Source organism: Leuconostoc sp. UCMA20149 (genome assembly GCF_030400235.1).
Lineage (GTDB): Bacteria > Bacillota > Bacilli > Lactobacillales > Lactobacillaceae > Leuconostoc > Leuconostoc pseudomesenteroides.
This window is the reverse complement of sequence record NZ_VJYC01000007.1, coordinates 19,879-42,632: the sequence shown is the minus strand read 5'-3', so window position 1 is coordinate 42,632 and position 22,754 is coordinate 19,879. Positions and strand designations below refer to the sequence as shown.

At 39.6% G+C, this 22,754-nt stretch carries 23 protein-coding genes; 4 read left to right on the top strand and 19 right to left on the bottom strand.

Features of this window, described 5'->3' with window-relative positions:
• Nucleotides 1-15: 15 nt before the first annotated feature.
• The 10 genes from holA to FF105_RS06925 form a co-directional block, all read right to left on the bottom strand.
• Nucleotides 16-1,008, bottom strand: a complete 993-nt coding sequence (gene holA, locus FF105_RS06970; protein WP_010275700.1) for a DNA polymerase III subunit delta — start codon at nt 1,006-1,008, stop codon at nt 16-18.
• On the bottom strand, nt 998-3,262 hold the full coding sequence (locus FF105_RS06965) for a DNA internalization-related competence protein ComEC/Rec2 (protein WP_147651933.1): 2,265 nt from the start codon (nt 3,260-3,262) through the stop codon (nt 998-1,000). The genes holA and FF105_RS06965 overlap by 11 nt, the downstream gene beginning before the upstream one ends.
• Nucleotides 3,262-3,906 carry a helix-hairpin-helix domain-containing protein gene (locus FF105_RS06960; RefSeq protein ID WP_010275695.1) on the bottom strand — a complete coding sequence of 215 codons (645 nt, stop codon included), beginning with the start codon at nt 3,904-3,906 and terminating at the stop codon, nt 3,262-3,264. The genes FF105_RS06965 and FF105_RS06960 overlap by 1 nt, the downstream gene beginning before the upstream one ends.
• Before the next feature lie 77 nt (nt 3,907-3,983).
• The gene (locus FF105_RS06955) at nt 3,984-5,075 is read right to left on the bottom strand and encodes a SepM family pheromone-processing serine protease (protein WP_290046512.1); all 1,092 of its coding nucleotides are present in this window, start codon (nt 5,073-5,075) and stop codon (nt 3,984-3,986) included.
• Nucleotides 5,059-5,547 (bottom strand): pantetheine-phosphate adenylyltransferase, encoded by a 489-nt coding sequence (gene coaD / locus FF105_RS06950; protein WP_010275689.1) that lies wholly within the window; start codon nt 5,545-5,547, stop codon nt 5,059-5,061. Before coaD ends, FF105_RS06955 begins: the two co-directional genes overlap by 17 nt.
• 3 nt (nt 5,548-5,550) lie before the next feature.
• Nucleotides 5,551-6,105, bottom strand: a complete 555-nt coding sequence (gene rsmD, locus FF105_RS06945) for a 16S rRNA (guanine(966)-N(2))-methyltransferase RsmD (RefSeq protein WP_010275685.1) — start codon at nt 6,103-6,105, stop codon at nt 5,551-5,553.
• A gap of 6 nt (nt 6,106-6,111) precedes the next feature.
• Nucleotides 6,112-6,423 (bottom strand): YlbG family protein, encoded by a 312-nt coding sequence (locus FF105_RS06940; protein ID WP_010275682.1) that lies wholly within the window; start codon nt 6,421-6,423, stop codon nt 6,112-6,114.
• A complete protein-coding gene (locus FF105_RS06935; RefSeq protein ID WP_010275680.1) occupies nt 6,420-7,592 on the bottom strand; it encodes an FtsW/RodA/SpoVE family cell cycle protein in 1,173 nt (390 codons plus the stop codon). The genes FF105_RS06940 and FF105_RS06935 overlap by 4 nt, the downstream gene beginning before the upstream one ends.
• Entirely contained in the window at nt 7,592-8,659 is a 1,068-nt protein-coding gene (pepA, locus tag FF105_RS06930; RefSeq protein ID WP_010275678.1) for a glutamyl aminopeptidase, read from the bottom strand. The genes FF105_RS06935 and pepA overlap by 1 nt, the downstream gene beginning before the upstream one ends.
• Nucleotides 8,656-9,318, bottom strand: a complete 663-nt coding sequence (locus FF105_RS06925; RefSeq protein WP_010275673.1) for a 2,3-bisphosphoglycerate-dependent phosphoglycerate mutase — start codon at nt 9,316-9,318, stop codon at nt 8,656-8,658. The genes pepA and FF105_RS06925 overlap by 4 nt, the downstream gene beginning before the upstream one ends.
• 228 nt (nt 9,319-9,546) lie before the next feature.
• On the opposite strand from FF105_RS06925, the gene FF105_RS06920 reads away from it, so the two are divergent.
• Nucleotides 9,547-10,899 (top strand): MATE family efflux transporter, encoded by a 1,353-nt coding sequence (locus tag FF105_RS06920; protein ID WP_010275670.1) that lies wholly within the window; start codon nt 9,547-9,549, stop codon nt 10,897-10,899.
• Nucleotides 10,900-11,056: 157 nt separating this feature from the next.
• Nucleotides 11,057-12,364: an NCS2 family permease gene (locus FF105_RS06915; RefSeq protein ID WP_010275667.1), complete on the top strand. Its 1,308-nt coding sequence runs from the start codon at nt 11,057-11,059 to the stop codon at nt 12,362-12,364.
• A 96-nt stretch (nt 12,365-12,460) separates the two neighbouring features.
• On the opposite strand, the gene recN is transcribed toward FF105_RS06915, so the two are convergent.
• Genes recN through xseA form a run of 6 tightly spaced genes read right to left on the bottom strand, consistent with a single transcriptional unit; the run spans nt 12,461 to nt 17,846 of the window.
• Nucleotides 12,461-14,134: a DNA repair protein RecN gene (gene recN / locus FF105_RS06910; RefSeq protein WP_010275664.1), complete on the bottom strand. Its 1,674-nt coding sequence runs from the start codon at nt 14,132-14,134 to the stop codon at nt 12,461-12,463.
• Nucleotides 14,135-14,169: 35 nt separating this feature from the next.
• Nucleotides 14,170-14,625, bottom strand: a complete 456-nt coding sequence (locus FF105_RS06905; RefSeq protein WP_010275659.1) for an arginine repressor — start codon at nt 14,623-14,625, stop codon at nt 14,170-14,172.
• Nucleotides 14,618-15,454, bottom strand: coding sequence for a TlyA family RNA methyltransferase (locus FF105_RS06900; RefSeq protein WP_010275655.1), 837 nt, complete (start codon nt 15,452-15,454; stop codon nt 14,618-14,620). Before FF105_RS06900 ends, FF105_RS06905 begins: the two co-directional genes overlap by 8 nt.
• On the bottom strand, nt 15,451-16,359 hold the full coding sequence (locus FF105_RS06895) for a polyprenyl synthetase family protein (protein ID WP_010275650.1): 909 nt from the start codon (nt 16,357-16,359) through the stop codon (nt 15,451-15,453). Before FF105_RS06895 ends, FF105_RS06900 begins: the two co-directional genes overlap by 4 nt.
• Nucleotides 16,352-16,576 (bottom strand): exodeoxyribonuclease VII small subunit, encoded by a 225-nt coding sequence (locus FF105_RS06890; RefSeq protein ID WP_010275647.1) that lies wholly within the window; start codon nt 16,574-16,576, stop codon nt 16,352-16,354. The genes FF105_RS06895 and FF105_RS06890 overlap by 8 nt, the downstream gene beginning before the upstream one ends.
• Nucleotides 16,569-17,846: an exodeoxyribonuclease VII large subunit gene (gene xseA, locus FF105_RS06885; RefSeq protein ID WP_290046510.1), complete on the bottom strand. Its 1,278-nt coding sequence runs from the start codon at nt 17,844-17,846 to the stop codon at nt 16,569-16,571. The genes FF105_RS06890 and xseA overlap by 8 nt, the downstream gene beginning before the upstream one ends.
• Before the next feature lie 406 nt (nt 17,847-18,252).
• On the opposite strand from xseA, the gene FF105_RS06880 reads away from it, so the two are divergent.
• Complete coding sequence (locus tag FF105_RS06880; RefSeq protein WP_010275643.1) at nt 18,253-18,510, top strand: hypothetical protein; 258 nt, start codon at nt 18,253-18,255, stop codon at nt 18,508-18,510.
• A gap of 6 nt (nt 18,511-18,516) precedes the next feature.
• Here FF105_RS06880 and FF105_RS06875 read toward each other — a convergent pair whose 3' ends face one another.
• The gene (locus FF105_RS06875) at nt 18,517-19,005 is read right to left on the bottom strand and encodes a hypothetical protein (RefSeq protein WP_010275640.1); all 489 of its coding nucleotides are present in this window, start codon (nt 19,003-19,005) and stop codon (nt 18,517-18,519) included.
• An 89-nt stretch (nt 19,006-19,094) separates the two neighbouring features.
• On the opposite strand from FF105_RS06875, the gene FF105_RS06870 reads away from it, so the two are divergent.
• The gene (locus tag FF105_RS06870; protein ID WP_147651939.1) at nt 19,095-20,504 is read left to right on the top strand and encodes an MFS transporter; all 1,410 of its coding nucleotides are present in this window, start codon (nt 19,095-19,097) and stop codon (nt 20,502-20,504) included.
• Between the two features lie 9 nt (nt 20,505-20,513).
• On the opposite strand, the gene glmU is transcribed toward FF105_RS06870, so the two are convergent.
• Complete coding sequence (gene glmU / locus FF105_RS06865; RefSeq protein ID WP_010275635.1) at nt 20,514-21,893, bottom strand: bifunctional UDP-N-acetylglucosamine diphosphorylase/glucosamine-1-phosphate N-acetyltransferase GlmU; 1,380 nt, start codon at nt 21,891-21,893, stop codon at nt 20,514-20,516.
• 7 nt (nt 21,894-21,900) lie between these two features.
• Nucleotides 21,901-22,734, bottom strand: coding sequence for a pur operon repressor (gene purR, locus FF105_RS06860; protein ID WP_010275630.1), 834 nt, complete (start codon nt 22,732-22,734; stop codon nt 21,901-21,903).
• Nucleotides 22,735-22,754: the final 20 nt, after the last annotated feature.

Sequence of the window (22,754 nt, the reverse complement as noted above, 5' to 3'; positions counted from 1 at the left end):
GTACAATCTTTATGCTTAGTTCAACACAAAACGTTCAAACAAGATTTCTGGGTCTTGTTGTGTGGACTTCAAGAGTCTTTCCATATTTAGCATACCTAAATAACCGGAACGTATAGTTGTTAATTGGTGATTTTTTAAGATTTGCTTTGCTAATTTGACGCGATAAGGGTGTACTTTGAGTTGTGAGGCAATTGTTGCATCATTACCAGACAAACCCGCGACCTGCAATAATAGCCGAAATTGTCCTATTAGTACAGCATTGATACGCAAAGGAATTTCATTATTGTCTATCAATTCACGATATATTGTTACAGCTGCCTTTGAATGATTTTTTATGACAGCCTCAACCAATGTAAAAGCCGTTGCTGTCAAAGTATTTGGCACAAGGTTGATGACTCCCTCTAAATCAATTATTTTAGTTTTATTAGCATACGCAATTAGTTTAGGTAATTCGTTTTGCATGTTCGAATAATGTGCATTGGTCCGCATGACCAGTTCACTAAGCGCATCGGGTGTAATCTGGTAATCACGTTGCGCCAATTCAGACACGATTGCTTGTTTTGATTGCCGTTCATCTAAGGATGGTAATTCAACTACCTCAGACATTTTCAGTACTAATTTTGTTAGTTTTTTTCGTTTATCCAATTTAATATCATTTGCAAAAAAAACAACAATGTTCTCAGACAGCGGCTTTTCAAGGAGTTGCAATAATAAATCACTATCATGGTCAGATATTTTGCCCGTTGCCGTTAAAAACAGTGGTTTGTTTACTACAATAACGCGACGTTCACCAAAAAAAGGGGCTGACATCGCGTCATTAATCACCATATCAAGCGGTTGGTCAGCGAGATTAAATTGTGAATAATTCATATCGCGATCTTCAAGTGCTACCAATTGTTTAAACGCAGCAACTGTCCTGCGTAACAGAATCTCTTCTTCACCAGTGACAACATAAAAATTTGCCATAGCATTATTATCAATTTGTTGTTGTAACTGCTTAAAATTCATGCGGTAATTTCACCTTAAAATATCCATTTTTACCTCTATAAACATATTTAATCATACCATGTATTTGCGTATTAAAAACCGACATTTGGTTTTTTTGAACTGTCTCTAAGGTTTCCTGATGTGGATGATGATAATGATTATTTCTACCAGCAGAAATAATGCCAATACTTGGTCGCCATTTGGAAAAGGTTATTGGATCGGTAGATGTTCTAGAGCCATGATGTCCTAGTTTGACCAAATCAACCCTCATTTCAGGATGTCTTTCCGCAAGCAATCGCTCCCCTGTCCGGTCCAAATCCCCAGCTGTCAAAACTCTCATGCCACCCAAAACGCCATATAATGCGATTGAGTCTTCATTGCCAGCTTGCCCAACCGTTAACGGGTGATATATGTGCAACGGTAAATCATTCACCTGGTTTGATTCAGTGACCTCAAATACTTCTGTTTTCTTTAGATAAGGTAAAATTTGGACTTTAAAACTTTGCTGTGATCTCATACCCGCGGGCATCAATATTTTTTTGACGTGCATAAGACGTAATATTTCTTTAGCATCCCCAATATGATCTTGATCATGATGTGTTAATATCAAATGATCAATCGTATCAATTCCTAAACTATGCAGATAATTAACAATCACAGTCTCACCTTTTGATCTTTCATATTGTTTGACTTGCCAAGATTGTTTCTCCCCAAATGTTACTTGGCCCCCGGTATCGACAACCGTTACTGTATGATTAAGAGGTGTTCGAATTAAGGCTGCATCACCTTGACCAATATCAAATGTCGTAAATTCACCCGTGAGCGGTCGCTTGATAATGAGTATCGTCGATGCCAATAACAAGAGCCAAATTAGTCGCGCACGAGAAACAATTATTTTTTCTCGACAGAACATGCAAAATCCAAACACAATTAGCAAGGTTGTACTTAATTCCGGTATTTTACCAATAACAATATTGCCAGGCAAAACGGCCAACCAATCGATCAATGCTGCAAAAAAATGAATGATTGCATTAGCACTATCAACAATTATTGGAAAACGCTGTCCAAAATATCCTAACATGACTAATGGCACAATAATTGTTCCAAAAACAGGAACAGCAAAAATATTCACAACTGTTTGTAAAATATGCCATGTGAGTTGCTGTTGAACAATTAATGGAAAACTGATGACACTCATTAAAAGATTAGTACGCCAAAAAGATAATTTTTTTGCAAAAGATAAACAGAACGTGAGTAAAAACGACAGTTGTCCACCCAAAGTTAATAATATTTGCGGTGAAAATATCAAACTAATTAATAAACTAATTGCCCAAATATCGTACGATTTAAATCTATGATGGTGTAAATCTTGCCATAATATTAGTTCACCAGCAACAATGGCGCGGATCAAAACCGCCGGTTCCCCAGCAAAAACAAAATAAATCATTAAAAGACCTGATAAAAGTACAATCGTAATTTCTTTAGTAATCCATAGTCGTTTTGCTAAAGCCATTATCATCATGATTAAAAAGGACACGTGAAAGCCAGAAACACTAAACAAGTGAATTAATCCTAATGTCTGTACACCAGGATTGTCGCCATATAATGCTTGTGGTGTCACGCCCAAAATCAAGGCCTGTGCATATTCGCGAAGTGGTTTAGGTAGCGACTCGGTGTCATGTATTGCCCGACTATGCCAAGCATGAAGCTGATATCGTATGCCATTTAATATATCATGTGACACCATATTTTCAACCTGCCAAGTCGTCACAGTGAATTGGTGTGTCATATTTTTCGTTTCATAGAATTCTTGCGAATCAAATTGATTAAAGTTTGTGGCTGATCGAATGCGCGTAAGATCACCAGTGGCGCTAAACGTCAAAACATGATCTTGCTTGAGCCATTCTTCTTTGCTTTGTTTATTAGGAAGCGTCCAGTACAATTTAACAGCCTCACCACTGTCTAATGTAGCAGTCGAACTCAAATTATCGCCGTCAATGCTGACGTTATCCGGAAAAATCACACCTGTTAATTGCACATTTTTTTGGTCGGGTATCTCTGCTTGGTTTTTCAAATTCCTAGCATCATGAAAAAAATAAATCATGAATGGCGTTATTAAAACAATAACCATTAGAAAAAAACGTAAATGACGTTGCCATAATATTAGAATCAACGTACCTAATAACATTATCCAACTTGACAGACATGGTCTATAGATAACGCCACCAAGAGACGCCACTAAAAGCGAAAATAATAACAACTTTGCATTTTGCATTAGATTGCCAGTTGCTCTTTAATTGCTTCAAAACGTTTTGTACCAATACCAGAAATTGATTTAAGCTCTTCAATCGATTTAAACCCACCATGTTCCTGACGATAATCAAGAATCTGATCAGCTTTTTTTTCACCAATTCCTTCCAAGTTTTGAAGTTCTTCTTTAGTAGCAGTATTAAGATTGATAGTTGTTTTGGTTTGACTTGAAGCCACTGTCTCATTGGCAAAATTTGTTGGTACTTGCTCACCCTTAATAGGAACATACAAGACCTGTCCATCAGTTAACCTCTGTGCCAAATTCACTTGGGTCATATCCGCTTCAGTGCGCTGCCCGCCAGCCTTTAAAATAGCACTTTGGACTCTATCAGATGTATCAACTTGATAAACACCTGGTTTATTAACTGCACCTTTGACATCTACCATAATAACTGCTGATGTTTGTTTGCTAGTCGATTTTACTTGGCTCTCAGACTTCGGTATTGACTGAGATGTCTGAGTACTACTGAAACTCTGAATACCTTTCTCAGATTGTTCGTGTCCTGGCCATAGTAAATAAACTGTTCCGATTACAATAATAAGAATACCGACACCTATTGGTTTAACCAAGGTTGTTTTTGTCTTAATTACCTCAAATATATCTAACATTTTTCACCTCATACTTATAGTACGAAATCAAAATAAAAAAGCTTAGTGAAGTTGGCATATCCAAGAACACTAAGTCTTTATTTAGTACTGTCAGTGGTTTTAATAATTTTACCTGATTTAAGATAATTGACAGCATCATCAAATGTTTGAACCGGAATAACTTTTAGATTTGGTGCATACTTTTTGGCCGTATCACGTGCTAACATGTAATTTGTTTTGTGCTGCTCTTCATATTTCAACAATTCTTTAGTAGGTTTAATGTATGGTGCAAAGAAAACAGTTGATCCTGCTTCCTTAGCAGCCATAATTTTCTTATCAATACCACCAATTTCGCCGACATAACCATTAGCGTTCATTGTACCAGTACCAGAAATGTTACGTCCATTCGCCAACTTATCGCCGGTCAGTTGATCATAAATTTGTAGTGTGAACATAAGACCGCCAGATGGGCCACCGATTTGACCGGGATCAACACTCACTTTAGGCGTGGTTGTCACAGCTACATTGTCAGTTAAGACAATACCAATCCCGGCTCGTCCGTTAGGATATTCAGGTGTCTTGGTGCCAGGCAGCTTAATCGTAGTGCCTTCTGCTTGACCGCTTTTACCATCACGGGTATATGAAACCGTGACGGTTGTGCCTTTTTTCTTATTAGCCAAATACTTAATAAAACCATCTGAATTTTCATAATGGTGACCATCAATTGCCGTAATCGTGTCACCAACTTTGATCGTTTTTTTAAAATGCGAAGTCTTTGAAACGCTCAACACATATATACCACGGTATTTAGTAGTAATGGGCTTACTTGCCTTATTGAAGGCAACCTGTTCAGCATTAGCTATCGCACTTTGCATATAAAAGTCCTGAACTTTACTGAAAGTAGCAGAAGACTCACCGCCCGTCACATCTGCTTCACTCGCATATGACAAATGTGGATTAATTTTGGTTTGTAAAAATTTAAAACCATTGGCTTGGGTCAAGAAGACTGACGTAATTCTGTATTGTCCTTTGGCTGTATCTTTCTTACCATCAATCGTCACAAAACGAGACAAATCATCTGCTTCACCTGGTGACTCTATATAACCGTTCAATGGCCACACACCAGCAACAATCCCAGCTAAAACTAGAACAGAAACGACGGCAACAATTATTTTATTCTTTTTGCGCATTCAGTCGCTCCTTCAAAGCTGCCACAACAACAGGTGGCACAAATTTTGCCATATTTTCGGCACCCATACTCCCAATCTCTTTGACCATCGAGCTGGATATATTTTGGTTTTCTGGTTTGGCTAACAACAGCACTGTTTCAACGTCAGCTAAAGCACTATTAACCCCTGCAATGTCACGCTCATACTCAAAATCTTTACCATTACGCAAACCACGGACAATATATTTAGCACCAATTTCAGCCATAAATTGTACCGTCAATCCTGACATAATAGCCACTTCAACATTGGGTAAATCTCTGACAGCCTCAGTGATCAAGGCCTGTTTTTCTGCTGGCGTGAACAAGGCTGACTTACTAGTGTTATTGCCAACCCCTACGACCACTTTTTCAAATAAATAACTTGCCCGTGTAATGATGTTCAAATGTCCATTCGTTAATGGATCAAAACTACCTGGAAACAGTGCAATACTCATATCTTATCCCTCATATTGATAGATTGTCACGACGGTAATACCATAATGCTTTTGCTGAATAATTCTAAACTTTTTATCTGCTTCTGGCAAGTTAGCCGCATCATTGCTTTCAGCCAAAATAACGGCATCCGTATTAAGTAAACCCATCTCAGCCATTTTTGACATATCAGAAGCAATCGTTTCCTTGGCATAGGGGGGATCCAAAAAAACTAAATCAAATTGTTTATTCTCTGTAGCAAATTTTGACAGCGCTTGTTGAGCTGGTGCTTTTAAAATTGTGAATTGATTTTCATGGTGTGTCTTTTTAACGTTTTCAGACATGACTTTGATGGCCTGAAACTGGCGGTCAACTAATGTTGCGTGCGTCATGCCACGCGAAACTGCTTCAATACTTAATCCACCAGTACCGCCATACAAATCTAGCACCTCCCCCTCATCTAGGTAGGGCATCAACATACTAAACATTGCCTCTTTAACTTTGTCTGTTGTGGGTCTAGTTTTATCACCACTAACTGCCTCTAAACGCGTACCACGAAAATTACCTGAAATGACTCGCATAATTTATCAGTCACGGACTGGCTGTGCATCGTCCGTGATTCCCCCTTCGTCATAATTTTCAAAGAAAATATCATCATGCATATCACCTAATTCAGGGTCAATATCTGGCCGCGGCGAGGTAACAACACGCTTCACAAATTTGTATTGTTGTAACTTACTGACAACTTCACCAACATTTTCTTCATTCAAATAAAGTCCGACCAAAGACATTTTCCTCGAAATATATGTAATTTGGCCAAACTTTTTAAGTTGTTGTGCATGACGGACATGACTTAAATAGACATAAACGGCTCGTCGCTCTTGTATTTGAAATGTCATTGATAATCCTTTCTAGCAACTACATCGTTTGGATGGATGTCAACTGCTTTTTTCTGATGAGCAGCAATATTGAGTGTGAGCCCGATAGCTGCACTAAAGGCAATATAAGATGATCCACCACCAGAAATGAAAGGAAAGACCACCCCTGTGATTGGCAAAACGCCAATCACACCGCCCAAGTTGACGAATGCTTGGACAAACAACAACATCGCCACACCATACAAAATTAGCCGCTGATACTGATTTTTCTGGCGAATACCTAGAAGAATCAGTCGCGTTACCAAAATTAGAATTAGCATCAATACAATAACGGTTACAACAGCTCCTAATTCTTCAGTCATCACAGCCATAATAAAGTCAGTGTTTGACTCAGGTAAGTAAGGCTTAATAAGAGAATTGCCCAATCCCACACCAAATAATCCCCCATGAGCGATAGCATAATAACCATACAAAAGCTGCCGGCTCTGATCCGGATCAGCCCAAGGATTCACAAAATTAATCAAACGTAAAATACTATAATGTGTACTACCTGTCAGGTGAAATACTTTATTAACCAGGTTAATAATGGGCTGTAGCAAAGCAAATAGTGCACTGATGCCAATAAACCAGATAACCATTATTTTTCTTGAAACACCAGACGCCAATACCATTACAAAAACGATACCAATCGCAATTAGCATATTACCATTATCCGGCATAATCAACAACAAAAACAAAGATAACACAGGTGGCCCCCATATTTTCATTTGGGCAAGTGGTTGGCGTGAAATTTTCACCCCTGCCTGCCAAGGCACTCGTGTCAGAATATGGGCACAATACAAAATTAAAATCAGTTTCAAAAATTCAGCAGGTTGCAATGTCATAAACCCTAGCGGAATCCAACCATGCGCACCATTGACGGCTGGCATGATACGGGCAATGACAAGTAATGCAATAATGCCATACATCAGTATTTTAAGCCACTGTGGTCTGCGCCAATTATTAAGATTAAGATGAAATAATGTAAACGCACCAATCCAGCCAATAATAACAAAAACTAATTGCTTATAAAAATTAAGCATTGCCGAGTTAGTTAGGCTCGCTGAAAAAACCATCACGACACCTAACGCACTCAAAATACCAAATGGGACAGCAATCCAATAATCTAATTGTCTTAATTTTTTAAACATCAATCGCCCATAATTGTCTTCATGTTAGTGTCATCCAAGCTTTGAGCTATCGCAATAACAAATGCTTTGGCTGCCTCAAAATCTTTAATTGACCATACTGTTTGATGTGTGTGAATATATCGTGAAGCAACACCCAAAGCAACTGAAGGTACACCATTTAATTCACTCTGAGCAGCCGCCGCATCTGTTCCGCCCTTGGAAACAAAATACTGATAAGGAATGTGATGATCTTCAGCAGTAGATAGCAAAAATTCTTTTAAGCGTAGTGGCATAACCACTGTTGGATCAAATACCCGCAACAAAGTACCTTGATCTAGAACACCTTGATGGCCCGTTGAACCTGCTACATCGTCAGCAGCACTAGAATCAATTGCAAAGAAAATGTCTGGCTTCATTAAATTAACCGCACCATGTGCGCCTCGTAGGCCAACTTCTTCTTGTACATCTGCGCCCATAATTAATGTGTTTGGTGTTTTAACATTTTGTAAGTCTTCTAAGGCCTCCAAAACCGTCACAACACCAAAGCGATTATCCCATGACTTTGACATCACACGTTTCTGATTTGCAGCCATAACCGTCTCAACACGTGGTACAACAAAATCACCGGGACGCACACCAAATGCCAACGCCTCATTGTTGTCAACAAAGCCAGCATCAAACAAAATATCATCAACAGTTGGCAATTTTGGTCCATTAGCACTACCCCGCAATAGATGTGGTGATACTGAACTAGAAACAACTGGGTATTGTCCTTTGCTGGTAAATAACGTAAAGCGTTGTGAACTAATTACTGCTGGATTCCAGCCACCGACAGCAGCAACCTTTAAAGCACCGGAAGGTAGGATTTCAGTTACAATAAATCCGACTTCATCTAAATGAGCTGCAAACATAACCCGCGGGCCATCACCATTTTTAACACCGTATATGCCCCCCAGACCTTCCTGTGCCACTTCATCAACCAATGGTGTCAATTCTGCTCGAAACGCCTTTCTAATTTCGTGTTCTTGTCCCGATGTTCCTTGTAGTTCTGTATACTTTTTAATTCGTTCCCATGTCGTTGTTTTCATTTGAGATAATGCCTTTCACTAAAATTCGTATCATATTCATACAATATTGGCTCGCCATTGCCAATTTCTAAACCATCAATATCGTCGTCACTAATGTCTTCAATATATTTAATCAGCGCTCGCAAAGTACTGCCATGCGCTACCATCAAAACATTTTGTCCAGCTTTAAGCTTTGGCAATATGTTGGAAGTCCAGTATGGAATTAAGCGGTCACTAGCCATTTTCAAGCTTTCACCACGAGGTTCGATATTTACTGAATATCGGCGATTAGGATTGACCTGTTCTAATAACGGCGGAATAGCCGTATAGCTTCGCCGCCATAAAGCAACCTGATTAACACCGTATTTTTCACGCGCACTATCTTTGTTCAATCCGCGTAAGGCACCATAGTGGCGTTCGTTTAAACGCCAAGTTTTGTTAATTGGTACCCACGCCTGCTGCATTTCATCCATGATGATATAAGCTGTAATAATTGCACGCTGTAAATAAGAAGTATATACATTATCCAATGTCAATTGATAACGCGACAAAACCTGACCCACTTGATGTGCCTGAGTTTTCCCTTTTGCAGTTAGTGGTACATCTGTCCAACCGGTAAATTCATTATCACGATTAGCCGTTGATTCTCCGTGACGTACCAGCACCAATTTAGCTACCATCCTGAACTCCTTTTTTTACACTTTCTATATTATAACGTTTTTGAGTTGACGTCGCTACACAGCAATCCATATATTACGAATCTCAAACCTTGATATTATCTCTACTTTTAATTACGAAATAAACACTTTTAAAAATTTCAAAAACAACGTGCAAAATGCTAGCTAATACAGCATGATTCCGTTAGAATAGATATTCAGAACATATATCAATTTTTGGAGTGATTGAGGATGAGAGATCTAACACAGGGCTCACCTGCTAAACAAATTTTATTTTTTACAATTCCTTTGGTTATTGGGAATCTGTTTCAACAACTCTATAATTTTTCTGACACGCTGATTGTCGGTCAGACACTTGGTGTCAAAGCATTAGCCGCCGTTGGTGCTACTGGTTCAATCATGTTTTTAATCTTAGGATTTGTACAAGGATTCACAGCTGGTTTATCCATTATTACAGCACAACGCTATGGTGCTCGTGATATCGCTGGTGTGCGAAAAAGTATGGCATCTACTTTACTCGTTTCAGCTATTACAACTATTGTGGTTACAATTGCTAGTTTGGTGATTGTTTATCCTTTGCTCAAGTTGATGCAAACCCCAGCAGAAATCTTAAACCAAGCTTTTATTTTTATTGCTATTATTTTAGCAGGTATTTTTGCCACAATGGGATATAACGTTACTGCCAACGCATTGCGCGCTGTTGGTGATTCACGTTCTCCTCTCATCTACCTAATTATCGGCATGATTGCCAACATTATTTTAGAATTGTGGTTTATTTTGGGGCTTAAATTAGGTGTCGGTGGTGCGGCCTTAGCGACTGTTTTAGCGCAATTAATTTCTACTGTTTTTAGTTTTTGGCATATCTACAAGTATTCACCACTACTACAAGTGTCACGCTCAGATCTCAAATGGGATAGCAAAGACATTCGCATTCATCTTCATGCGGGATTACCCATGGGCTTTCAAAGTTCCATCATCGCAATTGGCGCCCTTGTACTACAAGGGGCTCTCAATACTTTGGGAACAGATGCAGTCGCTGCAACAACTGCCGCACAACGAATTGATCAAGTAGCCACGCTACCACTGATGTCTTTTGGTATTACAATGGCAACTTTTGCAGCTCAGAATTACGGGGCTAAACAGTTTGACCGTATTTTAGTTGGGGTCAAACAGGCTCTATTCATGAGCATGGGATTTGGTCTTTTCATGGGTATTATTGAAATTCTATTTGGTGATCTCGCAGTAATGCTGTTTGTTGGTTCGGGCCAACATGAAGTTTTGAACCTAGCACAACAATATTTCTGGGCAAATGGTGCCTTTTATTACATCTTATCGGCTCTGTTTATTATCCGGTATGTATTACAGGGTCTAAACGATGCCAAAACACCAACTTATGCCGGTATTGCGGAGTTAATTATGCGCACAGTAGCTGCCGTTGTTCTTGTAGGACCCTTTGGCTTCTTTGGTGCTAGTCTCGCCAATGTTTTGGCTTGGGCCGGATCGTTAGTCGTTATGATTCCAGCCTATCGCAAAATCGTTAAAAATTTGAAGCAACAAACAAACGTCAGTATAGCCGAACAATAAATCGGTAAAGTTCGTTTTAAAAGCGTTTTCATTACTTTTTAAAATACAATGTTCGTTATTTTATGCAATTTTATTACCTTTTCTACTTTAATTGTGCGCCAATGACTGCTAGAATAAGACAGTACGTTTTACGTAACTAATTATTTGGGAGGCAATCATGTCAACGATTGCACATTATTTCAAGTTTGAGGAGCTCAATACGAACTTTCGTACTGAATTCATCGCCGGTCTCACTACCTTTGCGTCTATGGCCTATATTTTATTCGTCAACCCCACTGTTTTGGGGGCTGCTGGCATGGACAAGGGTGCAGTTTTCACAGCCACTGCCATTGCTTCAGCCGTAGCCACAATTTTCATGGGCGTTGTTGCACTTTACCCAATTGCGATAGCACCAGGATTGGGTGTCAATGCATTCTTTGCTTATTCAGTTGTGATTGGTATGGGTATTAAATGGCAAACTGCAATGGCAGGTGTCTTTGTTGCAGCAATCATCTTTGTCATTTTGACATTATTCAAGATTCGCGAAAAAATTATTAATATTATTCCAAAAAACTTAAAGCTAGCGATTGCATCTGGGATTGGGCTATTCATTGCTTTTATCGGTTTACACGACGCTGGATTAATCGTTGCCAACAAAGATACTATGGTTGCTTTAGGTCATTTAACAGCACCAACCTCCTTGTTATCAATTTTTGGTATTATTGTCACTTTTGTCTTGATGAGCCGTAAAACACCCGCAGCAATTTTCTTTGGTATGATTTTAACTTCTATTGCCGGTATTTTAACCGGCTTAATCAAATTACCGTCCGCTATTATTTCACCAGCACCATCTTTGGCACCAACTTTTGGTGAAGGTGTCATGCATATTGGTGATATCAATTCAATTCAGTTAATTACAGTCGTCATCACTTTTCTACTCGTGACATTTTTTGACACAGCCGGTACAATGATTGGTTTAGCAACACAAGCTGGTTTTATGGAAAATAACAAAATGCCTCGTGTTGGCCGTGCTTTGATGGCAGATGCCGTTGGTATGACGGTAGGTGCAGTCATTGGGACTTCACCTACCTCAGCTTATGTTGAGTCGTCTGCCGGAATTGCCGTAGGCGGTCGTTCAGGTTTAACATCTGTATTTACAGGTATCTTCTTCTTGTTTGCATTACTATTTTCGCCATTGCTTTCTGTGGTCACTTCACAAGTCACTGCGCCAGCCTTGGTTGTTGTAGGTGTATTAATGGCTGAAAACCTAAGAGAAATTGATTGGGAAGACTTAGCGATTGCTGCACCAGCATTTCTGATTGTCATTGGTATGCCACTGACTTACTCGATTTCAGATGGTATTGCACTAGGATTTATCTTATACCCTATTACAATGATCGCAACTGGTCGTGCTAAGAAAGTTCATCCTCTAATGTACATTTTAGCAGTCATTTTCATTGCATTTCTTCTCATTATTGCTAGTTAAAATCTATTCAAAGAGACCATCATGTTTGATAATTAAATCAAACATGATGGTCTCTTTTTGGTATATTATCGCAAATTTTTACGACAGTTATCAAAATCAATTTGAGATTTTCTCTCGTAAATCACGCGCATTAGCCAGAGCAGTATCGGTAACATTATCTCCCGATAACATCATTGCAATGGCATGTATACGTCCTGTTTCATCAAGCGGTGTGACTTGAGTAAGTGTGCGATCTTTTTCGGTTGTTTTTGCGATCAAAAAATGGTGAGTTGCAGCCGCTGCGACCTGTGGCAAATGAGTAATTGCTAATACTTGTGATCCTTTGGCAATTGTTTGCATTTTTTTTGCAATGGCTTGGGCCACGCGACCAGAAACACCGGTATCAGCTTCGTCAAATACAATCGAAACGATTCGTTGTTGTTTGGTGAACGTCGTTTTCAACGCCAGCATTAAACGCGCAACTTCACCACCGGACGCAATTTTGACCAATGGTGCCATGCCTTCGCCCTTGTTGGTTTGAACGTAAAAAATAACCTTGTCACTCCCAGAGGCAATAAAACCTTCAATCGGCTCAAAATGGACCGCAAATTCTGCCCCGTTCATTAATAAATCTTGTAACTGTTGGTTAACATCATGCTCAAGCCGGCGGGCTGTTTGCTGACGAACTTCGTGAAGTTTGATTGCCTTCTGTCTTAAAATCTGTCGCAAATCATTTTGTTTAATCTGCAATTGTTCCACATTGTAACTATCATCGTTCACAACACTTAGTTCTTTTTCAATTTTAGCCTGAAATGCTAGCACATCACTGACAGTGGCGCCGTATTTACGTTCAAGTGTGTGAATCAACTGCAAACGATCATCTATACGAATTAATTCTGACTCATCATAAGTTAAATCATTAAATTGTTCCGCCACATCTCGTGCAACTTCCTGTGCAGTATAATAAGCATCTGAAATAGTTTGAGATAGTTCTGCATAAACCGTATCATAGGCTGAAATATCCTGTAACTGCTGCATTGCTTCAGCCAACAAATCAACTGCACCACCTTGTTCATCGTTAAGCGCAGTTTGAACATTCTGTAAATGATCAGCTATTTTTTTGAAATTATTTAATTTGCCCCTTGCATCAAGTAATTGATTTTCCTCGTCAGGTTGAAGGTCAGCTTCTTGAAGTTCATCTTGTTGAAATTTTAATAAATCAAGTCGTTGGGTAATTTCACGTCGCGAGGATTGTAATTTCCGAATACGTGCCGTAATTGCCCTAAAGTCCTGAAAAGTACGACCATAATCTGAACGTACTTGAGACAATTTTTCGCCGCCAAATGCATCCAATAATGGCAAATGTTCATCTTGATTGAGCAACTGTTGTGTGTCATTTTGACCTTGAATGTCAACTAAGAAGCTGCCAATCATTGCCAATGTTTTTAAGTTAACAAGAACACTGTTAACGCGAATTGTGCTGCGACCATTTTGCGTTAATTCGCGATAAATAATTAATTCATTATCATCAAAATCAATGCCAGCTTCCGTCAATAATTTATAAAGCTGTTCATTTTTTGGCAAGCTGAAGATAGCTTGTAAGGTGGCCTTTTTGCTTCCATGCCGCACCATCTCAGAACTTGCTCGGCCACCGGTTAGCATCGACAAAGCATCAATAATAATTGATTTTCCGGCGCCAGTCTCACCGGTCAAAACACTCATACCTGTCTCAAACTGTAATTCAATTTTTTCTATAATAGCAAAATTTTCAATAATAAGATCTTCTAGCATAAGTTAATTGGTATCGCAGATACATTTCCTTTCTACTATTTTTCTAATAATTTTTGAACCATGCTGGTAACTTGGATTGATGGCACCCCGTCCTTTAATAATACGAGTACAGAACCGTCATCGCTTAGTGTCCCAAATATTTCTGGAAACTGAACCTGCTCAAATAAGTTTGCTACCAACTGACCATTGCCAGGTTGCACTTTTATCATGACCATACCCCGTTGCGCACTTTGGCTCAAAAAGGCTTGTTGTAATATACGACGTAATCGTTGCAAATGTGGTCGATCATCTTGTTTCGGCAAATGATATAAAAATCCACCATGTGAATTTGGCACTTTAATCAATCCTAATTCATTTATATCGCGCGAAATAGTCGCTTGGGTGACCATTTCTCCTAATGTTTCAAAATGTGCAACAATATCCTCTTGACGACCGACAGCATGTTCTTGAATGAGTTGAACCAATGCTTTTTGGCGAGCTTTTTTATTCATTGGCATCTCCTGTGTGATTTAGCTGTTGGTAAGTTGATATCAGCAATTGATCAATATCAATATCATCAGCGATTTTTGGTTCTTCTACGCGTTGCAGCACAGCCAAAAATTCAATGTTTCCCTGTCCACCTTTAATTGGTGAAAAAGTCAAGTGTTCAACTGAAAAACCTTCACGCACCATCATGGTAATTGTCTGCTGCAACACTTCGCGGTGAACTGATGAATCCTTGATAATACCATTTTTACCAACATGTTCACGTCCAGCCTCAAATTGCGGTTTGATCAGCGCGACAACCTGCCCGTTCTTCGCAATAATGTCAGCGAGTGGCGGTAAAATGAGCCCCAGAGAAATAAATGAAACGTCGATTGTAGCAAAATCTGGTTGTCCAAACGTAAAATCAGTCAATTTGGCGTAACGAAAATTAGTATTCTCCATGACTTTAACGCGCGCATCTCGACGCAATTTCCATACCAACTGATTGGTCCCAACGTCTAAAGCATAAACTAATTTAGCACCATTTTGCAACGAGACATCCGTAAAACCACCAGTTGATGAACCAATGTCTAAGACAATTTTATCTTGTACAGATAAATCGTAAGTGTTCAAAGCTTTTTCCAGTTTTAAACCACCACGGGATACATACTTCAACTTTTCACCCTTGAAATGTAGTTCGGTTGTGACTGGTATTTTTTGCCCCGCCTTATCTAAACGCTCCTCATTTTCGCCAAGAATTTCACCAGCCATAACAGCGCGTTTTGCTTGTTCACGTGATTCGAAAAGACCCTGTTGGACTAGTAATACATCGACACGTTCTTTATCAACACTCATGATTTATCTCCAATAAAAGTGATTAATTCTGATAACAACTCTGGATGAAAACGCTGGTCATTCAATTTAATGTCATTCAAAATTTTATAGGCATCATTCAAATAATCATCGCGCATCCGCTCAGCAGTCGTCACGCCAACTAGATGTGGTAACGCATTGACTGATTCAGTTGTATCTTGCTGAAAATCATCCAGATCATCCTGAATTTGAAAGGCCAATCCAAGCTTTTCTCCAAAGTCAGCTATTTTCGTTACCAAGTCAGGATTAAAAGTCTCATCATTTGCGCTACCTTTAACCAAAAGCGCGCCTGCTTGCGCAGCGTAACGCAATAAAGCCGCGGTTTTAGGTTGATAAATTAATGATAATAGACTTTCTTGGTCAAAATCACTCTCGGCACCGTCGTGATTCTGCATGTCATGTATTTGTCCAAGCACCATACCGTTTGCTCCTGCGGCTTGCGATAAATACTGTGTGATCAATACAATCGATTCCGACGCTGGCGCCCCAGACACCGTCAATGCCTGGGGAATAACAGTGAAAGCACCGGTTAACAAAGCATCCCCTACCAAAATGGCATTTGCCTCACCATATAAGGCATGTACACTAGGTTTGCCTCGCCTTAGCAGGTCATTGTCCATTGCCGGTAGATCATCATGTACTAATGAATAAGAGTGGATCCATTCCACTGCCGTAGCAATTTTGAGTTGGCTAGGTGTTATCAATTGTTCAAAACTCTCTAAAACCATCAAGGTTAGTAATGGTCTCAAACGTTTGCCGCCATTCAATACCGCATATTTCATCATGGCAACCAAATCATCATCTGAGCTAACTTGAGATAAATCGTTTTCCAGTTGCGCATTAATTTTTGGCAGCCATTCATTTTGAAATTTCTTTAAATTAGTCATTTGTTAATTCCAAATCCGATAATTCACCATTATCATCCATTACTTTAGCTAATGTTTCTTCAGCATCTTTTAGTGTTTTTTGTAGATCTTTAACCAGACCAACGCCCGTTTGAAAATCAACCAACGCTGTTTCCAGCGGTCGATCCCCTTTTTCTAGTTGACTTACGATGGTTTCTAATTGTTGTAATTTTTCTTCAAATGTCAATTGTTCACTCATGTTTTACTCCTGTAATATTTGCAACTACGCTCCCGTCAGCTAAGCGCACATTGATTTCATCATCTTTATTTAAAACGTTCACACTACGAACCACCTGTTCATTTTGAGTCACAATGGCATAACCGCGCGTTAAAATTTTTAATGGGCTAACAAGATCCAACTTAGCGCCCAATAGCTGCAACTTTTCTTGGGACGGTTGCAATAAATGCTGTTGTAATTGCTGTTGTCGATGTACAAGCGTCGTGTAGTCGTGTTGCGCGTTGATTAATCGTTGATGCGTAAGCTGCACTAATAACCTAGCTGCTTGATCCACACGTTGATTGTAACCCGTGTATAATCGATCTGGTTGTTTAAAAATGACATGCTCGGTCATTCTGTTTAAACGTTGTTTTTGGGTGGCAATAATTTGTTGGATTCTGGTTAACTGTCGGACTTGCAATTCTTGCAATCGGGATTGTATCTGGGCAAGCGTAATAGGTGTAGCCAGTTCCGCTGCCGCTGTTGGTGTTGCCGCACGGCGATCTGCCACAAAGTCAGCCAGTGTATTATCTGTCTCATGTCCAACAGAACTAATTACCGGTGTTTTGAGTGCGGCAATGGTGCGCGCTAGCTGTTCATCATTAAAGACCCACAAATCCTCAATGGAACCACCACCACGACCCACAATAATAGTGTCAAATGCCATAGCATCAATTCTGTTGAGCTGCCGAATAATTGTTGGCGCAGCTTTGTCTCCCTGCACTACTGCGGGAAATAAAATAACTTGTGCCGTTGGAAATCGACGTTGTACCGTACGGGCAATATCTTCAATAACTGCACCGGTTGGTGATGTGACAACTGCTATTTTTTTAGGAAATAACGGAATATTTTTTTTAGGTAAATCAAATAATCCTTCTGCCTGCAATCGTTTCTTCAATTGTTCATAGGCTAAAAATAATTCTCCCACACCGTCTGGTGACATCGACTCCAAAATTAATGAATACGAACCACGTGGTTCGTACAATTCCACGCGACCCACAGCATTAATTTTCATGCCTTCTTCAGGTTGAAATTTGATTCGTTTCTGATAACCAAACATCGAAGCGCTAATAACAGCGTTACCCTCTGAATCTTTAATAGAAAAATAGAGATGCGGGCCACGCCGTCGCCCCATATTGGAAATTTCACCTGTAACATAGACTTTTGCGAGATAAGGATCCGCATCAAATTTGCGTTTTAAATACGCAGAAAGCGCTGATACTGTTAAATACTTATTATTTGTTTCTGACATGGTGCCTCTCAATCGCTCATAATGATTATATACACTCATTATACCTGAAAAACTGCATAAAAAAACAACTAACCTAAAGGCTAGTTGTTTAGTTTGGCATGCCAGATGCGCTCTGACGGGCGATTACTAGTTGTCACACTAATAATAAAGTCGCGTCACCTCAGTGTTAACACTGTTAGTCATGGTGAGATGAGATAGTTCCACAACACACTCATCATCTGCATCTATACGAGATTTGTGACTTAACACGGCAGACCGCCTTCGGCGCTAATTTTTCAAGCGCTTCGACTCATCGCATAAATTAATGATAACAAATATATCAACAATAGTCAACTTAAGATGATCATCTTAAGCCCTTAATGATGCGATATTTACAGTTAGTTATGAAATCGTTATACTTATAAGCATGATAAAAATAACTAAAATAACGCAACATTTCATCCACCATCACATTGCACCTAAAAACACTAGTTTAGATGATTTGTTCGTTGCAAATGCTGATTTGAAAGACAAAAAAGCATTAGCTGCTTATGTGATTGAGACATACAGCCTTGGTCAACTGGTTAGTGTTAAATTTAATGTTGCCGATCACATTCTCGACTTTACCTACAATCAGGCTGAAAATATCGGACGAGTTGTGGCTGAAGTCGCCATAGTGGACTGATACCGTTTATATTTCAACATCAGCTTGGGCTTCTGTTTCTGCAGATGCTTGCTCTGAGACAATGTGTGCTAACTGTTCATCAAACCAACTTGCAATCTTTGCCTGTGCACTGTCAGTATCATCCTCATAAGTTGAAACCGAACTCACTAACGCAATCTTCAGTCTTGACTGACTAACAAGGGGATTCTCAACAATCATGTACAGATTGACAACAAGTGCTTCACTGTCTGGCAAAATCATTTTTCGTAACTGATTTTGATAACGCAGCGGTAAGTTGATAACATTTGTTTCAAGACTTAGTGTGGTCCCATCCGCCTCAATGCCGCCATTGATATTAAGCGTAACTTGCATAAAGTTTTCGTCGGTTACATGCTGGGCTAACTCGCTCATGAGCGCATCAATTGGCACAGTTTGTCCATCCTCGACAGTTATTGATTTGTTATAAAATGCTGCATCAGCAATGTTAGCCAACGCACGTTCACCTGTTATTTGCATAAAATTTCCTCATGTATAATATTACCATACCTACTCACTTTGCTGATTAAAAATCATTTTCAGTTAACATTATTGGGAGAAAAATATCAATGTTTGAAAAGCAAAAAATACCCGCACTTGTATCGATTGGACTATTTACTTTTATGTCAACATTAGACGGGTCAATCGTTAATGTTGCATTACCAACAATTGCGCGTGAATTAGCCATCCCTCTAAGTCAAGCTACATGGGTTGTCACTATCTATTTAGTGATTATCTCGGGTCTAATTGTTTTATTTGGACGGCTTGGCGATTTATTAGGTAAAACAACCATTTTTCGTTACGGTATGATGATTTTTACAATAGGTTCTTTATTATCTGGCATTAATTTAGGATTACCTTTTTTACTTTTTGCACGTAGTTTTCAAGCGATTGGCGCTTCAATGACCATGAGTAATTCTTTTGGTATCACATCGACTCTTTTCCCGCCAAATCAACGCGCCCGCGCTATGTCAATTATTGCAATGTTCGTTTCCTTAGGTTCAATTGCTGGCCCAGCAATTGGTGGTCTCATCTTGTCGATTGCTAACTGGTCATATATTTTTTGGATTAACGTCCCTATTGGTGCCATAGCATTTTGGGTAGGCAATCGCTATCTTCCAAAAGAAAAGCCATTAGGCACACTCAGTGAAGTTGATTGGCTAGGTGCATGTCAACTACTCATGACTATGCTATTGTTCTTTTTAGGCATGAACAGCGGTCAAAGTATAGGTTGGCATCATATCTTAGTTTGGCTTTTACTTTTGCTCAGTGGCTTAACCTTTGCTAGTTTTATTTGGCAAGAAAAGCACAGTCCTTCGCCGCTACTCAATCTACATATTTTTGATAATCATACCTTCGGCGTTAGTGTCGTTCTAAGTGCCATGTTTTTCACAGTCAACGCATACGTCAATATTTTGACACCATTTTATTTACAAAATTTTCGAGGCTGGTCTGCGGGAATGGCTGGCATCATAATGATGAGTATACCCGCATCAATGTTTGTTTTTGCACCCATTTCAGGTATTCTCTCTGATCGTTATAACAAAGAAATCATTACTTTAATTGGTATTTCAGGATTGATAGTTTCTCAAATAGGCTTTCTAATTTTTGGACAAGCAACGCCCATTTGGTTAATCGTTACCATATTACTCTTTACTGGTATGAGCGCAGGTATTTTCCAATCACCGAATAGTGCCTTGGTCATGGCCAGTGTTAACAAACAATATTTGGGCATTGCTGGATCAATCAATGCATTGGGACGTAATGTCGCTTTTGTGTTTGGTAACATTTTTGCCACAACAATTTTATTCCTCTTGATGTCACGACAAGCTGGTCACCGTGTCGCTACATACGATCCACAGCACCCATCCTTATTTATGACTGCTATGCACAACAGCCTGTATTTTTCATTGACACTCGCCATAGTTGCCTGGCTATTGACTGCCAAACGATTATTTCAAACAAAAAAGAGCTCATGAGCTCTTTTTTTACTGTTTATGTGGCATGCGTGCCCAAAAGTCAGCTTTATTCGTCTGCCTTTCACGTGCAATAGCCATCGCATGTTTCGGGACATCTTCTGTAACTGTTGAACCTGCCGCCGTAATTGCTTCATCGGCTATCGAAACAGGCGCTACTATTTTTGTGTTTGATCCAATAAATGCATGATCTCCAACTGTTGAATAAAACTTATTGACACCATCATAGTTAACAAAAATTGATCCGGCACCAATGTTGACATCTTCGCCAACTGTTGCATTACCAATATAGGTCAAGTGACCAGATTTTGTGTCGCGACCTAGTTTAGCATCTTTCACTTCAACAAAGTTACCTATATGAACATTGTCGGCCAAGTCAGTTTGTGGCCTTAAATGAGCGTATGGTCCAACGGTAACACCATTTGCCAATTGCGCTGATTCCAAATGAGATGCAGTAATGACATTGTTGTCACCAATAAGACTATTTTCAATTCGTGATCCTTGGGTAATTAAATTGCCCGTTCCAATAACTGTATCTCCTAGGATTGTGACGCCACCCTCTATCACCGTATCTGCAGCAATTTTCACTGTTTTATCAATGTAAGTACTGGTAGGATCAATCAATTCAACACCTGAAACCATTAACTCATGGTTAATGCGTCCATGCATAATTTGATTTGCAGTAGCCAATGCCACGCGGTCATTCACACCCAATGACTCTGTAAAATCATGTAAAGTATGGGCCCCGATTTGCTGACCATCATGTCTCAAAATATCTAGTGTATCTGGTAAATAGTATTCCCCTTGGGCATTGTTATTTTCAACTTTTGACAAAGCATCAAACAACAATTGATTATCAAAAACATAAACACCAGTATTTATTTCTTTAATGTGTCGTTCGGTCACACTGGCATCTTTTTGTTCGACAATTTTAATAACAGTATCATCATCACCACGCACGATTCGACCATAACCAGTGGGATCCTCAGCAATTGCAGTCAATACAGTCACAGCATTATTGCTGTTCTGATGTTCAGCCACCAATTCTGAAAGTGTTTCAGGACGAAACATCGGTGTATCACCTGACATAATTAATGTCACACCATCACTGTCTTTTAATTCTGATTGTGCTTGTTGTACTGCGTGACCTGTACCAAGTTGTACCATTTGTGAAACAAATTTACTGCGATCACCAACATGTTCCTGTACGCGTTGCGCACCAACACCAATCACTGTAATCAATTGACTAGCATGCAATGTTGAAACAGACGCCAGTACCCAGTCAATCATTGTTTGGCCAGCCACACGATGCAACACTTTTGGCGTCGCCGATTTCATGCGTGAACCTTGCCCAGCAGCTAATATTAGTACGTTAATCTCGTCTTTACTCATGTTTACATTAATCCTTATGACTATAGATTTCTTCTAAATAATTGCCCGCTGTTACTAAAATTGGGTCGCCATTTTTGAGGTTAGTATCAACATGTAATAATGACGTGAAATGATCTAACAATCGTGTCGTCGAGCGACCTTCAGCAAAAACAGCTGTCCCAACGACTGTCCCATCAAATTCACCGACCAATGTCTGCATCCCTTGAATTGTCCCACCGGCTTTCATGAAGTCATCAACCACCAAAACCCGTGAACCTGTTCGGAGTGAGCGACGGGACAATTCCATTTTCTCAACCCGCTTTGAAGAACCTGTCAAATAATTAACAGAAACCGTTGGCCCCTCTGTGACTTTGGCATCATCACGAACAATCACAAAAGGTACATTAAGCTGTTCAGCAACTGCTTGGGCTAATGGGACACCCTTTGTGGCAGCTGTCATAACAGCATCAATATCATCTCGAAGGTACTGTGTTGCAATCAATCGGCCAGCTTGGCGTAGTATGTCTGGTCTTCCCAATAAATCTGACAAATAAACATATCCGCCAGGCAAAACACGTGTTTCGTCATTAACCAATTGTCTTATTTCTTCAATAAATGTTTTGGCTTCTGCTTCAGACATTGAAGGCACAAATCGTGCCCCACCGGCAGCACCAGGAACTGTTTCAAGTAAACCAGTCCCACGCTCTTGGAAAGTCCGTTTAAGAATTGATAAATCTTCTGAAATAGACGACTTAGCTGATTCATAGCGTTTAGCAAAGTAAGATAGTGAAATTAGCTTGCGTGGGCGCTCAAGCATGTAGCGCGCCATATCGACCAAACGATCTGAGCGACGTGTTTTCATAGTATGTGACGGACTCAAGC

What these genes read in the sequence shown, in the direction of transcription:
- purR (WP_010275630.1), bottom strand. Translation starts at nt 22,734, where the DNA reads ATGAAAACACGTCGCTCAGATCGTTTGGTCGATATGGCGCGCTACATG.
- FF105_RS06925 (WP_010275673.1), bottom strand. Translation starts at nt 9,318, where the DNA reads ATGGTAGCTAAATTGGTGCTGGTACGTCACGGAGAATCAACGGCTAAT.
- FF105_RS06900 (WP_010275655.1), bottom strand. Translation starts at nt 15,454, where the DNA reads ATGAGTGTTGATAAAGAACGTGTCGATGTATTACTAGTCCAACAGGGT.
- FF105_RS06965 (WP_147651933.1), bottom strand. Translation starts at nt 3,262, where the DNA reads ATGCAAAATGCAAAGTTGTTATTATTTTCGCTTTTAGTGGCGTCTCTT.
- coaD (WP_010275689.1), bottom strand. Translation starts at nt 5,547, where the DNA reads ATGAGTATTGCACTGTTTCCAGGTAGTTTTGATCCATTAACGAATGGA.
- FF105_RS06895 (WP_010275650.1), bottom strand. Translation starts at nt 16,359, where the DNA reads ATGACTAATTTAAAGAAATTTCAAAATGAATGGCTGCCAAAAATTAAT.
- rsmD (WP_010275685.1), bottom strand. Translation starts at nt 6,105, where the DNA reads ATGCGAGTCATTTCAGGTAATTTTCGTGGTACGCGTTTAGAGGCAGTT.
- FF105_RS06915 (WP_010275667.1), top strand. Translation starts at nt 11,057, where the DNA reads ATGTCAACGATTGCACATTATTTCAAGTTTGAGGAGCTCAATACGAAC.
- FF105_RS06955 (WP_290046512.1), bottom strand. Translation starts at nt 5,075, where the DNA reads ATGCGCAAAAAGAATAAAATAATTGTTGCCGTCGTTTCTGTTCTAGTT.
- FF105_RS06880 (WP_010275643.1), top strand. Translation starts at nt 18,253, where the DNA reads ATGATAAAAATAACTAAAATAACGCAACATTTCATCCACCATCACATT.
- FF105_RS06875 (WP_010275640.1), bottom strand. Translation starts at nt 19,005, where the DNA reads ATGCAAATAACAGGTGAACGTGCGTTGGCTAACATTGCTGATGCAGCA.
- xseA (WP_290046510.1), bottom strand. Translation starts at nt 17,846, where the DNA reads ATGTCAGAAACAAATAATAAGTATTTAACAGTATCAGCGCTTTCTGCG.
- pepA (WP_010275678.1), bottom strand. Translation starts at nt 8,659, where the DNA reads ATGAAAACAACGACATGGGAACGAATTAAAAAGTATACAGAACTACAA.
- recN (WP_010275664.1), bottom strand. Translation starts at nt 14,134, where the DNA reads ATGCTAGAAGATCTTATTATTGAAAATTTTGCTATTATAGAAAAAATT.
- FF105_RS06940 (WP_010275682.1), bottom strand. Translation starts at nt 6,423, where the DNA reads ATGACATTTCAAATACAAGAGCGACGAGCCGTTTATGTCTATTTAAGT.
- holA (WP_010275700.1), bottom strand. Translation starts at nt 1,008, where the DNA reads ATGAATTTTAAGCAGTTACAACAACAAATTGATAATAATGCTATGGCA.
- FF105_RS06870 (WP_147651939.1), top strand. Translation starts at nt 19,095, where the DNA reads ATGTTTGAAAAGCAAAAAATACCCGCACTTGTATCGATTGGACTATTT.
- FF105_RS06960 (WP_010275695.1), bottom strand. Translation starts at nt 3,906, where the DNA reads ATGTTAGATATATTTGAGGTAATTAAGACAAAAACAACCTTGGTTAAA.
- FF105_RS06935 (WP_010275680.1), bottom strand. Translation starts at nt 7,592, where the DNA reads ATGTTTAAAAAATTAAGACAATTAGATTATTGGATTGCTGTCCCATTT.
- glmU (WP_010275635.1), bottom strand. Translation starts at nt 21,893, where the DNA reads ATGAGTAAAGACGAGATTAACGTACTAATATTAGCTGCTGGGCAAGGT.
- FF105_RS06920 (WP_010275670.1), top strand. Translation starts at nt 9,547, where the DNA reads ATGAGAGATCTAACACAGGGCTCACCTGCTAAACAAATTTTATTTTTT.
- FF105_RS06890 (WP_010275647.1), bottom strand. Translation starts at nt 16,576, where the DNA reads ATGAGTGAACAATTGACATTTGAAGAAAAATTACAACAATTAGAAACC.
- FF105_RS06905 (WP_010275659.1), bottom strand. Translation starts at nt 14,625, where the DNA reads ATGAATAAAAAAGCTCGCCAAAAAGCATTGGTTCAACTCATTCAAGAA.